Consider the following 15,760-nt stretch of genomic DNA (forward strand, 5'->3'; position numbering starts at 1 on the left):
CCATGCCTCCTGCAGAACTGCCGCTCGAAGTCAGTGTGGATGATACCAGCTACCTGCTGAACCGCCCAGACAGCCCCCGGCCCCGCCTGGTGGACTGCCGTGAAGAGGACGAGTGGCAGATCTGCCGCATCGAAGGCGCAGAACTGGTGCCGCTTTCCCAATTCGGGGAGCTGGCCCCTCAGCGTTTCTCGGATACGGCGGAGCACATCATCATTTATTGCCACCATGGCATGCGCAGTCAGCGTGCCGCCGGGTGGCTGCGGCAGCGTGGATTCCCGCAGGCGCAGTCCATGCGCGGTGGCATCGATGCCTGGGCTGATCTGGTGCAGCCTGAAATGGCCCGTTATTGATCCTGAAACCTTTTCTTTGTCTGGATTTGAAACCTGAACTCCCTTCTGTCTCCGTCGGCTTCAAAGAATGGGCCTACGTCTGCGATTCCCTCGTCCAGGGCGTGCAATCCCTCATCCTGCGCAAAGGCGGCATCCATGAAGGGCGTGGCGGCTTTGAGTGGAAGCATCGCCAGTTTTTCCTTTTTCCCACCTGGTTTCACACTCAGTCAGAGCGGCTCACTTGGTCGCCCGAAGGAGCCACCTCCTTTCCTCCAGAAGAGGATCGCACCAGTGTGGATGTCGATGGTTTTGCCACGCTGGAGCAGGTGTGGAAAGTCACCGACTGGGCCCAGATGGAAGCCATCGCCCCCCTGCACATTTGGAAGGAAGAGATCGTCAAAGAACGCTTCGTGTATGACGATGAAAGCTGCCTCCACGTCGCCCTGGTGCGTGCGTACAAGCTGCCGGAGCGTTGGTCCTTCCCTTATTCGAAAAGCTACGGCGGCTGCCGTTCCTGGGTGAACCTCCCGGCAGAAGGGCTTGAACTCGCTGCCCGGTCGCTGCCTGCCATGTCTGATGCGGCGTGGGAAGAATCAGCCGCCAAGCTGCGTGCCGTCCTGGGCGAATAATAGCACGAAGCACCGAAGTGAACGAAGCAAGAGTCCTTTCACCGGCTCCTGCTTTGACGTTCTTTGTTAGGCTGCCAGTTCTTCGCGTTTCTGCCACCGCTGCTCATGCTGGGTGGCGCGCAGAAAAAAATCGTCGGCCTCCTGAGTGCTTTGGGTGGGATCCAGTGGCAATCGCATGGTGAGCTCTAGCCCCTGCGGCTCCAGTCGTTTTGCTTCGATGCTGCCCCCATGCAGGTGCAGGGTCACATAACAGGCCATCATGTTCACCCCAAAGTCATCCGGCTTGCGGCTGCGGGTAAAGAAGGGGTCAAAGAGGTTCGCCGCACGGTCCTGGGCACCCCAGCCACCATTGTCGGTTAGGATCATCACCGCCTGCTCCTGGCCGGTGGCGTCTTTTTCCATGCGTGCCCGCACGACGACCCGGTCGCCCGGATGCAGGTGGGTGATCTCTTCGATAAACAGCAGCCGCCAGAGCTGGCGGAAGCGCTCCTCATGCACCAGCAGTGGTGGCAGGGCAGGGGAGATATCGAACTCAACTCGGATGTTTTTCTCCTGAAAATGGCCCAGGTAAGTGCCTAAAATGTTTTCCAGAAGCATCGGCAGATGCACGGTGTCATTGCGGCTGAGCTTTCTTGCATGGGATGCATGGGCCAGATGATTCAGCAGGGTCTGGATGCGCTCGATCTGGGCCTGAGCCTGGTGTTGGGTCTCCACCCAGAAATTCGGGTCGCGTGGAGGCCGAGCGTCGATTTCCTCCATCAGCTTCATCGGGGCTAGGTCAATGAAGGCCCGCACCACGGTGAGTGCATTGCGCAGGTGGTGGTTCAGCCCCTCAGCCATGATGCCCATGCCAGCCACTCGGTCCGCCATCAGGGTCGTGCGGATGTGCTCGGCATTCTGGGTCAGCAGGCCCTCCCGCTCTTGCAGGGTGTGATAATATTCCATTCCCTGGCGCAGCACGGTGGCCAGTTGTTCTGGATCCAGAGGCTTGTGCAGGTAGCGGTAGGCACGGCCCTCATTCACCGCTTTTACAGCGGTCTGGTAGTCGGTAAAGGCGGTGACTAAAATGCGGACCAGATTGGGGTGCAACCGCCGGGCGCGGTCCATCAGTTCCACCCCGCTTTCGCCGGGCATTCTCTGGTCCGTCAGCAGCAAGCCTATCTGGGTGCCGTAGGACTCCAGGATGCGGAAGCCTTCAGCCGCGTTGTTCGCGGTGTGAATGACGAACTCGTCTTCAAACATCTGTCTGAAGTAGTGGAGGGCTTTTTCCTCATCATCCACGTAGAGTACGTGATATGGAGCTAGGGCGGGCGAATTCATGCGGCAGCGGGGGCAGCGGCGGGTTTAAAACGGAGTGTAAATTCAGTGTGGCTACCGAGCTCGCTGGTGGCCGTGATGGAGCCGTTCATGCCCTGCATCATCCGGTAGCAGAGGCTCAGCCCCAGGCCCATGCCCTGGCCGACTTCCTTGGTGGTGAAAAAGGGATCGAAAATACGCTGGAGGTGATCTTCGGGTATGCCGCTGCCATTGTCCCTCACGTGCAGCAGCAGGTCCTCGCCTTCGCGGGTGGTGTGGATGGAAAGCTCGGGGGTAGGATGTGCTTGAATGGCGTCCAGACTATTTTGGATCAGGTTGATCAGGATCTGGATGATGTGATTTTCATCGCCCAGCGCAGTCAGGTCGGTTGGAACATCGCAGTGCATCACCGCCTGTGCATCGCCGATCTGCTTGGCCATCAGCCGGTTGGCCTTGGCCACGGCCTGCTGCAGATTGATGGGGGAAGAGCCTTTGTTTTCTGGATGGGCAAAGGTGCGCAGATCTGAAACAATCGAGGCCACGCGGTCCACACCTTCACCGATATCCGTTAAGATCTGGCCCATAGACTCCACCGTCTCGGGCGGCAGGTTGCGGGTCTTCTTTTTCAGGACAAAAAGGGCTGACTTGACGAAGTTGAGAGGGTTGTTGATCTCATGCACGATGCCGGCGCTGAGCCGTCCGATTGAGGCCAGCTTCTCGCTCTGGTTCAACTGGGCCTCGGTTTCGCGCAGGCGCTGCAACGTGGCTGAAAGCTCCTCATTGCGGCGGGTCAGTTCTTCCCGCTGCGCCTCTACCTTGCAACGGTTCACAAATTCACGCAGACGGATGGCGTGATGCTGGCGGCTGCCGCAGTAGAGAATCACGCAGGTCAGCAGGATGAAGAGCGTGTTGTTGATGAACAGGCCGATGGAGCTCAGGTTCCCGTCATACTTGAGATTAGGTATGGTGGCGGCAAAATAAAACAGCAGCACCAGTGCCACCGTGATGCCGATCTCGCGGAAGGTCCAGTGGAAGACAAAGGAGGTGCCCACCAGGCAGAGCATCAGCCCCGCATAGTAACTGGAACCGCCATCACCCGAAAAATAGATCATCAGGCAGATGGCCATGGCTGGCAGCAAGGGCAGGATCACGGGATAAACGCGGTGATAATGGGCTGCCCAGGGACGGTCCAACGCCAGCAGCAGCGGAATGCACATTGCTGAACAGAGGATGCGCAGCAACACAAACTCCCAAAAATGAGAGGGGTAGGCCAGCCAATCCAGCACGGCGCAAAAAGGCACGAGCACCATGACAAACCACGCGCCGAGCCGGGCGTTTCGCATGTTCAAGTCCTGGAGCTCTCCTTCAAAACGAGCAGACTTTTCTGCTGCAGCCAGGATTTCTGGGTCCAGAGGTGGTGATACTCTAGGCGTCACCACCACCTGTCTCGCTGCTGCGGGGAAATGCAGCGGAGCCGTGTTTGGCGAACTTTGGGTTAGAGCAGTCACAATTTGTATAATTTTTGTAAATTATACTGAATTGAGAAAACGTGGCAACTCTTTCTTTTAGACCTCTTTAAAACTCTTAAAGCTCAATCATACCCCTGCAAGACAAGCTGATCCTGGAGCTAACGAAGATCTGTTAGGCGCCTATAAAGCTAGCGACGAATATGTAAGAAATAATTCACGCCTTCAGGTTCCCAATGAATCTGGACTTGGTCCGGAGAGGCTCCCGCGCGGGCTGCCAAGGCGGTAAGGGTTTCTCGGCTGCGGTGAATGAGCTGCCAGTGACCCAGCAACTCCATGTAGTCGCGGCTCGGATTGAAGTCGGAAAAATTCCCTACCACGACCTCGCCGCCGGGCTTCGTTACGGCCATCATGGCCTTCAGCACATGCACAAACAGACGGTCGCTGAGGTAATCAAAGAGTCCTGCCGACCAGGTGAGATCGTAGCCTCGGGTGGGGACGAAGCGCAGCACATTGCGATGGTGAAAGTGAAGCTGGGACTCCCAGGGAGAGCACAGATTTTGGGCGTACGCGATCGCATGGGCATCCATGTCCACACAGTCCATGTGCACGGCAGCCTCCGGGTGGTTGAGGAAAAACTCTCGCACATCTCGCGCTGGACCACTGGCGACATTCAGCACGGCCAGGGGTCCACGCCCTGAGTGAGCCGCCAAGTGGGTCTCCATGAGATCCTGAAAGTAGGCTTTGCGGTTTCTCACTGCTACCGGGGCGGCCTGACTGTGGAAATAAAGATCCCATAGCCGCAGGCTGGCATCGGTGTGAGTGCGGCGGGTGTAAATATGGTCAATGATTTCGAAATCGCCGCTGTAGCCATACTTTCGTTCCAGGGCCTCTGCCTGCATCGTCCCTGGTAGATGGATGCGGGTGATCTCGCGGATGTATTCGGACACTTCTTCCTGGCTCACGCTGCCCCCGCGCACCGAGTCGCCCAAATGACGCACGGCCCGGTTCAGCACGCTATACTCCTGAGGCTGCGGCCCGCCTTTGCTCAAAAAATCGTGCAGCAGGTCGTCGAAGGAGTTTAGCAGATGCGAATCGCGCCGATGAAGCACCGGAGACTCGGCGGTGAGAATGGAGTAGGGCGGTGGCATCTCGGGATTATTTTAAAATATCGGGGCCACTTGGTAATAAGTGGATCCGTTTTGTTAAAATAACCGAGATGTTAGGTCAGGCAAAATGCGAAATGTGTCGTTTGGGCAACTTTGTTTCTGAAAATTCAGTTTCATTCTGGTGAATCCGAAAGGTGGAGTAATTTCGAATCCAAAAATGCATAGGTCGTGCAAATTTGAGCCGCTTATCACCTTGGATTCTCCAAAAGCGCCGTGGAAGAGCAGCCTTTTTGATGGTTGGTTATGTCATAGCCTGGCTTTTCGGACCCTTTTTTGCTGTTAAGTTCCAGGTGCTTCCTGCTCTATGTCTCCCGAATTTCTTTTTCAGGCGGTTGTCTATCTCATCGCGGCTGTCGTGGCGGTGCCCATCGCCAAGCGGCTGGGGCTGGGTTCCGTCCTGGGGTATCTACTGGCAGGGATTGTCATCGGCCCTTCTTTGCTAGGCCTTGTGGGCGAGGTGGAGGATGTGCAGCACTTCGCCGAATTCGGGGTGGTCATGATGCTTTTTGTCGTGGGACTGGAACTGCGACCCAGTCTACTGTGGCGGTTGCGGGGGCCTATTTTAGGCACAGGAAGTGCCCAGGTGCTGGCCACGGCAGCGGTGGTGGCGGGTGTGGCCGCTTTGTGTGGGCAGGCCTGGCCTGTGGCGGTAACCGTCGGTCTGATATTGACCATGTCCTCGACGGCCATTGTCATCCAGTCGTTGGCGGAGAGGAAGCTGCTGAATACCCGGGGTGGCCAGGCCTGCTTTTCGGTGCTGCTATTTCAGGACATTGCCGTCATCCCCATTCTCGCGGCGCTGCCTTGGCTGGCGAAGGTCCATGGTGGCTCAAATGCCGGGGATCACAGCCACGGGCATGAGTCTGCGCTGGCACATCTACCCCAGTGGGCGCAGACCCTGTGCACCATCGGGGCGGTGGTGGCAGTCGTCGTCGTGGCGCATTACTTCCTGCGCTACGTGTTCCGTTACGTTGCCGCCTCCAAGCTGCGCGAAATGTTCACCATCGTCGCCCTGCTGGTGGTGGCGGGCGTGGCCTGGCTGATGCAACTGGTGGGACTCTCAGCCGCTCTGGGCACCTTCATCGCTGGGGTGGTTTTGGCGGAAAGTGAGTACCGTCATCAGTTGGAGGCGGATGTGGAGCCCTTCAAAGGGCTACTTCTGGGGCTGTTCTTCATGGCTGTGGGGGCCGGGCTAAATCTCGGCCTGGTGGTGGCCCAGCCCGGGATGATTGCGCTGCTCGTTTTCGGGCTCATCGCGGTGAAGTTTTTCGTGCTGCTGGCCCTAGGGGGTGTGTTCCAGCTTGGCTGGGGCGCCTCCTTCATCTTCTCCTGTGCTTTGGCGCAGGGGGGCGAGTTCTGTTTTGTCTTGTTGGGGACTGCGGGAGGTCTGGGGCTGGTGGGACCGGAGCTGGCAGGTCCGCTGAATGCAGCGGTGGCCATCAGCATGGCGCTGACTCCGCTGATGCTCATTGCCAATGATCGTCTCATCCAGCCGCGCTTTGCCTCGACGACTCCCAAGCGCGAGCACGATGTGGTGGAAAGCCATGACCACCCGGTCATCCTCGCGGGCTTCGGCCGTTTTGGCCACATCATCGGCCGATTGCTCCAGTCGAATGGTTTTGGGGTCACCGTTTTGGACAATGACCCGGATCAGGTGGAAATGCTGGGCCGCTTTGGCCTGAAATCTTTTTATGGCGATGCCTCCCGGGCCGATCTCCTGGCGGCCGCCGGAGCAGAGAAGGCCAAGCTCTTTGTTTGTGCGGTGGATGATGAGGCGAAGTCCCTGGAGATCGTGGACCTCGTGCGTCATGAGTTCCCCCACCTGCGCATCCTGGCCCGCGCCACCAGCCGCAACCATGCCTATGAACTGATCAAACGCGGTATCACCGACTATCGTCGCGATCTGTTGGGCAGTTCCTTGGACCTCAGCGTGGATATTCTACGAGCGCTGGGCTACCGCGCCCACCGGGCCGTGCGTGCAGTGGAACTCTTCCGCTGCTACGATGAAGAAAGCGTGCGCGAACTGGCCAAACACTACGGGGGCGACCAGGCAACTTACATCTCCATGGCCCGCCAGCATTTGGAAAACCTGGAGTCTGTGTTTCGCCAGGACCTCAAACGCCAGCACCTGGATGCCGAAGATGCCTGGGACATCGCCGGGCCGCCTAAGGAGCGTTGATCGCCAGTTCCGCCCCCTCATGGGCCAGCAGCCAGCGTTTGCGGTCCAGCCCGCCCGCATAACCCGTTAGGCTGCCGTCCTGCCCGATCACCCGATGGCAAGGAATGATGATGGACAGTGGATTCCGCCCCACGGCAGCACCTACGGCCCGGACGGCAGCGGGGGACTCCACATGACGCGCCAGTTGTCCATAGGTCCAGGTTTGGCCTGCGGGGATCTCCTGCAGCGCTTGCCACACTTTTTGTTGGAAGTCGGTGCCGGTCACCAGATCCAGCGGCAGGGAAAAGCGCAGGTCTTTGCCCATGAAGTAGCGGGCGAGGGCCATCAGGACGGCATCAAAGCGGGCACCTTCATCATCCCGTACCCACGTGTCGGTATCGCGTGGCCAGTGGCGCTGGCCTTCCAGATAAAGGCCGCACAGACCCGCCTCTGAGGCGACGAGAGTGATCCCGCCGATGGGGGAGGAGGTCTGGGTGTAATAGAGAGTCGGTTTCATGGGGTGAGACTTTTCCAAAGGGCCGCGGCTGCATAAGCGCGCCAAGGCCGCCAGTCCAGCGAGCGGAGCTCGGCCTGTTTGGTGGGGATTAAGATGCCTTCGCCGATGGCTTTGCGCAGCCCCAGATCCGCAGCGGGAAAGGCATCCGGGAAACGCAGGGCGCGCATGGCGATGTAGTGGGCCGTCCAGGGGCCGATGCCTGGCAGCTCGACGAGCTTGGCTACAGCGCTTTCGTGATCCAGACCGGGTGGGAACTCCAGTCCACCCTCCAGGGCAAACTGGGCCAGGTGCTTCAGCGTCTCCGCCCGTGCTCTTACTAGGCCCATATGGCACAGGTCCTCCACCGTCAGGGCCTGCATAGCCTCGGCGGTGATGGCATGGCGGTGAAGCTGGGGAAAGGGTGTCTCCATCTCATTGCCGATCCGGGCTGCGAGCCTGCCTGAAAGGGTAGTCGCCGCCGCAACTGTGATCTGCTGTCCCAGCACGGCCCGCACCGCCAGTTCGAAGGTGTCCCAGGCACCTCCCACGCGGAGGCCCGGGAATTGTGTGATAACCGCTGCCAACAACGGATCTGCTCCCAGTACGCTGCCAATCGCATCGGGCCGGGCATCAAGATCGAACATACGACGCACACGGTTTTGCACGGCCCCCAGGTGCCGCATCAGGGAGGGGGAGACTTCCACCAGGAGCACAGCCTCCTTCTCATGCGGCCAGACTCGCAGCCAGCCGGTGGCTTTGCCCAAAGTCACTGTGCGGCGATATTCCACCCCGCAGATTTCCTCCACACCCGGTACCAGACGGCTGCGGAAATAGTCCATCAGCGCAGTCCAGGCCAGCGGGGCACGATAGGCTAGTCGCAGACGCAGGCCTTCACTCACGGGACTGCCTTTGCGACGGCAGGCACTCGGGGCTAGCTGGTAGCGCTCCTGAAACAGCGCATTAAAATTGCGTAGGCTGCGGAAGCCGGACGCCAGGGCAATTTCACTCACGGGTTGGCCTGTCTCCTGGAGCAGTTGCTTGGCCAGCAGCAGGCGTTGTGTTTGGATGACCTGCACCGGGGTCACCCCAAACTCGCTGCCCAGAATCCGCTGTACTTGGCGGGAGCTCAGGCCAAGATCTGCCTCCAGATCTCCCAGTCGTGTGCCTTCCACCGCGCGTTCCTGCAGCCGAGTCAAAACAGCTTCTGCGAGCGAGGTGCCGCGACACCCGGGGGCCAGTTCCGGGCGGCAGCGGAGGCAGGGGCGAAACCCCGCCGCCTCCGCCGCACTCGCCGTGGGGTAAAATGCGCAGGACTTTGCCGCTGGTGTCCGCGCCGGGCACACCGGGCGGCAATAAATCCCCGTGGATTTCACTCCAGTAAAAAACACGCCGTCAAAGCGCGCATCGCGTGCCTGGAGGGCTGTGTAGCAGGTGTCGTCCGTGAGTGTCATGCACCGATCATGCCGCAAAGTTTACCGTCACGCTCGCCGTTTTCGGACATGGCAGTAGACTCTCTTGAGAATGTTGGATGCGTGAAAGGTACTGCTTTTATAGTTAGGTTGTCATGAGTGGAAACGCTCGTAATTACTGTTTCCATGCATCCGATGGATGATCACTTCACAGGGATGGACTGGGAGTGTCCCAGGGCGTTGCTGTTTGAATTGCGCTGGTAATTGTCACCCACCTTGGGTTTCGGAGCCTGGCTCTGTTGCAAGGCTTGAGCATCGCGTTTGTTGGCCAGTGCTAGGGGCTCCTGTTCCACTGGGTGAGTCTTGACCAGGTTCTGCACCTCGTTTTTGAAGCCGTCATTGGCCTGTTTTACAGCATCGGTGTGTTTGCGGTCAAACATTTGACGGAGTGTTCCGGGGCGTTGGCCGATTTTCGAATCACCATCGGCGACAGAGTTCTTGGCCAGCTCCTCCAGCTTGTTGAGGAGCGATTGTTCGGCCAGGTTTTTTTTGACATCGCTGGTCACTTTTGGATGGGTGGTCTTGGCCGCAGCATCTGCGTAGAGGGAGCGGGTGACCTCGTTTTGCAGTCCGCGATTGTCCTTGAATTCGGGCGCATTTTTCAGTGTGTCGGCCATCATTTTCGCCACCTCTTTTTTTCGTTCGTCAGAGATGGATGGATTATTGGCAAAAGCGCGGTCCACCGCTCGGTTTGCCAGCGTTTGGGCAGCGGTCTCCCGCTGGGTTGCCTCAAAGCCTGGATCGGTGTTGTCCTGTACCAGAAACAGTACGTCGGGGGTATTATCATTTCTCGCCGCCCGGTTGAGCGAGGAGGGGCCGCCTCCCAGACCTATGTTGGCAGCGGGACCTGAGGCGACCACAGGCAGACTGTAGGGGCCCCAGTCATAGTCGGCGGCATCAAAGCTGGTCGTCTGCCCTTCGTGCCGCACCCCTGCCGTATTGGTGTAGAGCCGGTCATTCTGGGTGTCATACATGAAGTCGCGGCCTTCGGCGTGGCCCACGTGTGTGATCGCATCCTTGGAATCCAGGCTGGCTAAATGATCAAAGATCTGGCCGGGAGTGTTTTTGTCTTTATTTCCGTTCAATCTCGCCTGGCCCTCATCGCCTGCCACCGTCACCAACTGCAAGCTGCCAGGCGAGCGCGAGGCCAGATTGTCTTGAATGGCCTTTTGAAGGTCGGCCGGCGCCATCTTTTCTGCATTCGGAACGCCGAGAAATTTGCCAATGGCTGGGTTGGCGTTCTGCATGTCCCCCGGTTCGGTGACATGCATGATGAGCGCTTTACCTGGAGGAGATGATTTGTCCACCAGCACAGCGGCGGTGCAGGTGGACATACCTGCCGTTCCCACCACCGGAGTTTGGCCCAGATCCGCAATGCCGATCTGACATTCAGACACTCCCAGTACCTTGTCAGGTTGCGGCAGGTCCGTCGCATCCGCCACGGTGGCGGGCGTAATCTTTACATCAGGATTGGCCTTCATTCTTTGAAAATGAAGGCCGAATCCTAGAATGCAACCTCATCAATGTTTCACGGAGCAGCCGGTGCCGACGCTCTGGAAGAAATCCTCACCTTTGTCATCCACTAGGATGAAGGCGGGGAAGTCCTGGACTTCAATTTTCCAGATGGCCTCCATGCCGAGTTCGGCGAATTCGACGACCTCGACTTTTTTGATGTTTTCCTTGGCTAGGATAGCTGCCGGACCACCGATGCTGCCGAGGTAGAAACCGCCGTGTTTTTTACAGGCGTCCGTGACCTGGTGGCCACGGTTGCCCTTGGCGATCATGATCATGCTGCCGCCGTGACTTTGGAAGAGATCCACATAGCTGTCCATACGACCGGCGGTGGTGGGGCCAAAACTGCCGCTGGGCATGCCCGCAGGGGTCTTGGCCGGGCCTGCGTAATACACCGGATGGGCCTTGAAATAATCGGGCAGTTCACCTCCCTCATCCAGGCGCTCCTTCAGCTTGGCATGGGCGATGTCGCGGGCGACGACAATCGGGCCATTGAGCAAAAGGCGGGTGGTGACAGGGTGCTTGCTCAGCTCCGCACGGATGGCTTCCATCGGTTGGTTGAGATCAATGCGGACGGCGTTGGTGTCTTTGCGATGGCGCAGTTCTTCGGGAATGTATTGCAGCGGGTTGGTCTCCAGCTTCTCGATGAAGACACCGTCGCGGGTGATCTTGCCTTTGGCCTGGCGGTCGGCAGAGCAGGAGACGCCGATGCCGATGGGCAGGGAGGCCCCGTGGCGCGGTAGGCGGATCACACGCACATCGAGCGCGAAGTATTTCCCACCAAACTGGGCACCGATGCCGCAAGTGCGTGCAGCCTCCAGCATCTGGGCTTCCAGTTCCAGATCGCGGAAGGCGCGGCCATGCTCATTGCCGGTGGTGGGCAGGTTGTCGTAATACTTGGTGGAGGCCAGCTTCACATGCTTCATCGTGGCCTCGGCCGAGGTCCCGCCGATAACAAAGCTGAGGTGATAGGGCGGGCAGGCGGCGGTGCCCAGAGACAGCATTTTGTCGGTGAGGAACTTGACGATGCTTTTGGGATTCAGCACGGCGCGGGTTTCCTGGTAAAGGAAGGACTTGTTCGCGGAGCCGCCGCCTTTGGAGATGAACAGGAATTTGTACGCCTCGCCATCGGTGGCATAGAGATCGAACTGGGCAGGCAGGTTGGTGCCGGTGTTCTTCTCATTGAACATGTCCAGCGCTGCATTCTGGGAGTAGCGCAGGTTGTTCTCTGTGTAGGCCTCATACACACCCTTGGAAAGAGCCGCCTCATCGCTGCTTCCCGTCCACACCTGCTGGCCTTTTTTGCCCATGATGATGGCGGTGCCGGTGTCCTGGCAGAAAGGCAGCAGGCCAGCGGAAGAGACATCGGCATTTTTCAGCAGCGTCAGCGCCACCATGCGGTCGTTCTCGCTGGCTTCTGGATCATCCAGGATGGCCGCCACCTGCTTTAGGTGCTTGGGCCGGAGGAAGAAATTGATGTCATGAAACGCCTGGTTGGCTAGCAGCGTCAGAGCCTGCGGATCCACGCAGAGGACTTCTTTGCCCGCGAAGGTCTGGACGCTGATATGGTCCTGGGTCAGCAGCCGGTATTCCGTATCGTCCTGACCGAGTTCAAAGAGTTCCTGATAGTGAAATGGGGGCGTTGGCATGGGGTGGGGCGCTACTTTGAAAAGCATACGCGCGTGGGCAACGGGGAATCCACGCCGATTCCGCCCGCGCGCCACCTTGGCCACCCCACCTAACGTCCGGGCTTCATCACATCCTGAAAGGGAGACGTCACACCCATGGTGCTGAGGATGAATTCATCCGTGCGGAAGGGGCTGGCCGGCAGGCCTTCGGCATTGATCAGATTCGCCCCCACTGGCCAGGCGGCCCAGGCGTAACGGACACCCACAGGCGCAGGTACTTGGGGGCTTGAGACGATGACTTCATTGCCTTCGATTTTGGCCTCGGCCCACACCCATTTTTGATCCGCCCCGGCGATTTGAAAATGCTTCAGCGCAGCACCATCCCGTGCCTTGAGACCTCCTCCGGTGTAGTCGAACTGGAGGCGAACCTGGCTGCCTTCGATGACGCTGTTTTTGTAAAGGGGACCGCTGGGGACGGTGCTGGTTTTGCCATAGTCCTTCGCCAGGGCCCAGAGGGCGAGGCGGCGACCCACCTCCTGTTTATTTTTTGGGTGAATGTCCTTTTCCTCGCCGATGTCGTTGGTTACGGCGAGGCCTGTTTTGGGCAGAGTGATGGCGGTCAAATATTGGGCTTCCTGCAACTCGGCCCAGGTATCGGCCACACCTGCATCGGGGCTGACGGGCTGGCTGTTTCCAAAGCTGGCAAGCTGGACGATGTAAAAACTAAATTCATCGTTCCAACGGGTGCGCCAATCATTGATCATGTTGGGCAAAAGTTCCTGATACTGGAAGGCGCGCTTTTGGTTAGACTCGCCTTGATACCAGATGGCACCCTGGAGGGTATAGGGGATCAGCGGAGCCACCATGGCATTAAAAAGAGTGGCGGGGTAGTGCGGCGTTTTGGCTGGATCATCCGAGGGCCGTGGGGCTGCCGGGAGATCTTTTTTCTGGGAGTCCGGCAGCTTTGCATTTTCCGCCTGGATGACCTTCACCTTTTCCTTCCACACCAGTTTGGCTTCTTCAAACTTTTTGGCTTCTGCGGTGGCGTCATAGGTCTGGCGGATGCCGTTCCAGTCGCTGATGAGCTGGGCTGCGCAGGGGCGTTCCTCCAAGGATTCACGGCTGGTCCAGGCCTCGATGCGGGTGCCACCCCAGGAGGTGTTGATCAGCCCCACGGGCACTTTGAGCACCTGGTGAAGATGACGACCGAAGAAGTAAGCCACGGCGGAAAACTGCCCGGTATGGGCTGGGCTGGCCTCTTTCCAGGCCCCCTTCACATCCGTGGCGGGTTCCATGGCGGTGGCACGTTCTACATTGAACATGCGGATCTGGGGGAAGTTCGCTGCGGCGATTTCCTGCTCTGCATTGGCGGACTGTGAAACCGTCCACTGCATGTTGGACTGGCCGGAGCAGATCCACACCTCGCCTACCAGAATGTTTTTCAAGGTGAGCGCATTTTTGCCTTTGACGGTCAGTTCCGCCGGAGTGGCGTTGGCAGGGAGCGAATCGAGTGTGACGCGCCATTGGCCGTCCAGATCGGCCTGGGTCACCTTGGTCTGGCCAGCGAAGCTGACTGCCACATTTTCATCTGCATCTGCCTTGCCCCATACGGCCACGGGCTTCCCTTGTTGCAGCACGAGACCATCGGTGAAGAGAGCCGGAAGGGTGACATCCGCGAAGGCAGGCAGGCTGTTGAGGATAAAAAGGGGAACAAGAAGACGCTTCATGGCAGGGAGACAGACGAAGTAAACGCACACCGAAGGTGATACGTAACAACGGACTTTTGTCCCGCACAAGAGCGGACGCACGATACGCACCTCCGCTACCAGGTCTTCATTCCCAGGTGAGCGGCGTGCCCACTGGCAGCAGGCGAACAGCACGGGCGATGTCCCAATTCGTCATGCGAAAGCCGCCCACGCTTTCCTGCCGGTTCATGTAACCGGGGATGCTGGTGCCGTGCAGCCCATAGGGCAGGGGCGTGGTCTCGCTGCTTTTCGCCAGATGGATCCAGATGGGGCCGACGGGATTGTTGGGGCCCGGCGGCAGGACCAGGGGAGGATTGACCGGGGCGGCGGGATCGCCTGATGTCACAAGACATGGGCGGGCGATGGCCTCGAGGATTTTCCAGCTACCTTTGCCTCGCAGACCTGGCCGGGCGACGGAGACGGGGAGATTGGCGATAAGCTTGCCGCTGCGGCGGATTTCCAGGCGGGAATTGCTGATGATGGTGGCAGTGACCGGAGCCGCTGGATCAGCCGTGGGTTGCAGGGGTTCCTTGAGCGCGTTTTCGATCTCAAAGGGCAGCACGTTTGGCACAAAAAACAGGGCCCCAGGCTGCACCGGGGTGTTCAGTCCCGAATTGATGCGGCGCAAAAAGGATTCCGAGCAGTGGTAGCGCTCGGCCACGAATTCCCAGACGCTGCGGTAGGGTAGGAAAGGTGGTGCAGTGAGATCTTCAAAAGTGAGGGGCGGCTCAGGCGGGGGTGGCGCGGACTTGCGTGATTTCCGCACTGGTACAGGCGGGGCCAATGGCTGCGGGGTGATCCAGCGCAGGTCCTCCTCCTTCAGTTGATACTCGGCGTAGGCACCGCCCATCTCGCGCAGGACGGCAGCAGGCTGGCCCATTTCGGAATTCAGTTCGCCTGGATGTGCCATTTCGTAGGAGCGCAGTGCGGCATCATAAAGCGGCCCATCTGTTCCATCGATGGGCCCGGCGGAGAACGCTTGCCGATCCAAATAGGCCTGCATGAGAACGATGCGGGCCACACTGGCGGCGGGGGAGGGCAGGGGGCGCTTGATCAGCAGCTTGGTTTCAGGAGGTGCCTCTTTTGGGGCCTTGGGCGGGGATTTCGGCGCAACCTTTGTTTTGGGGACGGGGGCAGGCTCCGGTGGCGGTGCCATGGCCTGGATGTCTGCCAGACTGGGAATGCGTAGCACCTGGCCCACCACGATGACGTCGCGTTTCATCTGGTTGAAGGCTTTAATCTGATCAATCGTCACCCCATGCTGACGGGCGATGACGTAAAGCGAATCCCCTTTGGCCACGGTATATTCCAAGGTGGCTTGCGGGGGGCCTTGAGGGAGAGTCGCTTTCTTGGGTGCATCCGTTCCCGGGCTTCCTGGCACGGTCTCTGGCTCAGGGGCTGGCGGCAGAGCCACGCCCCAGACGGAGGGATCGGAAGCTTCCGGCAGCCAACGCCATTGCACGGCTTTTTCCAGTCCAGGTTCCACTCGTGGTAAGGGTGGCTTGACTGCGGGTGGCGGGGTGGTTTGAGCATGGCCAGCCAGGCTGAGCAGGCAACTCAGTGGAAGAACAGCCAGCCGGCAGGCGCGGGTGGCATCGAACAGGGAGGATTTCGCAGCCATAAAAAGATCAAAGCCTTAATCGTGCGGAGCACAAGCAATGGTTTGGTGCGTGTGCAAAGCTTTCGTTTTAAATCAAAGGCCGATGCTGCCTGCGAGGACGTTTCAGGCAAAGGATCGCGAGGCCGAGCATGAGGAAAAGCAGCCGACTGGGCTCTAGCACAAGAGTGATGGGGAGAACACCGCCATTGGCCATGGGGCCCACATTCCAAAGTAGAACCGACGCGCTGACATCGGGCAGGTCT

At 59.0% G+C, this 15,760-nt stretch carries 12 protein-coding genes; 3 read left to right on the forward strand and 9 right to left on the reverse strand.

What is annotated here, in order from left to right:
* Positions 1–2: 2 nt before the first annotated feature.
* Positions 3–350 (forward strand): rhodanese-like domain-containing protein, encoded by a 348-nt coding sequence (locus ABEB25_RS03045; RefSeq protein WP_345734908.1) that lies wholly within the window; start codon positions 3–5, stop codon positions 348–350.
* Between the two features lie 26 nt (positions 351–376).
* Positions 377–958, forward strand: a complete 582-nt coding sequence (locus ABEB25_RS03050) for a DUF1802 family protein (protein ID WP_345734909.1) — start codon at positions 377–379, stop codon at positions 956–958.
* Between the two features lie 66 nt (positions 959–1,024).
* On the opposite strand, the gene ABEB25_RS03055 is transcribed toward ABEB25_RS03050, so the two are convergent.
* From ABEB25_RS03055 to ABEB25_RS03065, 3 genes are all read right to left on the reverse strand, one after another.
* On the reverse strand, positions 1,025–2,278 hold the full coding sequence (locus ABEB25_RS03055) for a hybrid sensor histidine kinase/response regulator (protein ID WP_345734910.1): 1,254 nt from the start codon (positions 2,276–2,278) through the stop codon (positions 1,025–1,027).
* Positions 2,275–3,597, reverse strand: coding sequence for a sensor histidine kinase (locus tag ABEB25_RS03060; protein ID WP_345734911.1), 1,323 nt, complete (start codon positions 3,595–3,597; stop codon positions 2,275–2,277). The genes ABEB25_RS03055 and ABEB25_RS03060 overlap by 4 nt, the downstream gene beginning before the upstream one ends.
* Positions 3,598–3,911: 314 nt before the next feature.
* Positions 3,912–4,871, reverse strand: coding sequence for a class I SAM-dependent methyltransferase (locus ABEB25_RS03065; protein WP_345734912.1), 960 nt, complete (start codon positions 4,869–4,871; stop codon positions 3,912–3,914).
* A gap of 322 nt (positions 4,872–5,193) precedes the next feature.
* On the opposite strand from ABEB25_RS03065, the gene ABEB25_RS03070 reads away from it, so the two are divergent.
* Positions 5,194–7,068, forward strand: a complete 1,875-nt coding sequence (locus ABEB25_RS03070) for a monovalent cation:proton antiporter-2 (CPA2) family protein (protein ID WP_345734913.1) — start codon at positions 5,194–5,196, stop codon at positions 7,066–7,068.
* Here ABEB25_RS03070 and ABEB25_RS03075 read toward each other — a convergent pair.
* The 6 genes from ABEB25_RS03075 to ABEB25_RS03100 form a co-directional block, all read right to left on the reverse strand.
* Positions 7,055–7,564: a methylated-DNA--[protein]-cysteine S-methyltransferase gene (locus tag ABEB25_RS03075; protein WP_345734914.1), complete on the reverse strand. Its 510-nt coding sequence runs from the start codon at positions 7,562–7,564 to the stop codon at positions 7,055–7,057. The two genes, ABEB25_RS03070 and ABEB25_RS03075, sit on opposite strands and share 14 nt — an antisense overlap.
* Positions 7,561–8,994, reverse strand: a complete 1,434-nt coding sequence (locus tag ABEB25_RS03080; RefSeq protein WP_345734915.1) for a DNA-3-methyladenine glycosylase 2 family protein — start codon at positions 8,992–8,994, stop codon at positions 7,561–7,563. Before ABEB25_RS03080 ends, ABEB25_RS03075 begins: the two co-directional genes overlap by 4 nt.
* Before the next feature lie 161 nt (positions 8,995–9,155).
* Positions 9,156–10,493, reverse strand: coding sequence for a hypothetical protein (locus ABEB25_RS03085; protein WP_345734916.1), 1,338 nt, complete (start codon positions 10,491–10,493; stop codon positions 9,156–9,158).
* Positions 10,494–10,532: 39 nt separating this feature from the next.
* Positions 10,533–12,173 (reverse strand): fumarate hydratase, encoded by a 1,641-nt coding sequence (locus ABEB25_RS03090; protein ID WP_345734917.1) that lies wholly within the window; start codon positions 12,171–12,173, stop codon positions 10,533–10,535.
* A gap of 89 nt (positions 12,174–12,262) precedes the next feature.
* Positions 12,263–13,879 (reverse strand): sialate O-acetylesterase, encoded by a 1,617-nt coding sequence (locus ABEB25_RS03095; protein ID WP_345734918.1) that lies wholly within the window; start codon positions 13,877–13,879, stop codon positions 12,263–12,265.
* A gap of 106 nt (positions 13,880–13,985) precedes the next feature.
* On the reverse strand, positions 13,986–15,518 hold the full coding sequence (locus tag ABEB25_RS03100; RefSeq protein WP_345734919.1) for a LysM peptidoglycan-binding domain-containing protein: 1,533 nt from the start codon (positions 15,516–15,518) through the stop codon (positions 13,986–13,988).
* Between the last annotated feature and the right edge of the window lie 242 nt (positions 15,519–15,760).

The sequence above is a fragment of the Prosthecobacter algae genome (genome assembly GCF_039542385.1).
Lineage (GTDB): Bacteria > Verrucomicrobiota > Verrucomicrobiia > Verrucomicrobiales > Verrucomicrobiaceae > Prosthecobacter > Prosthecobacter algae.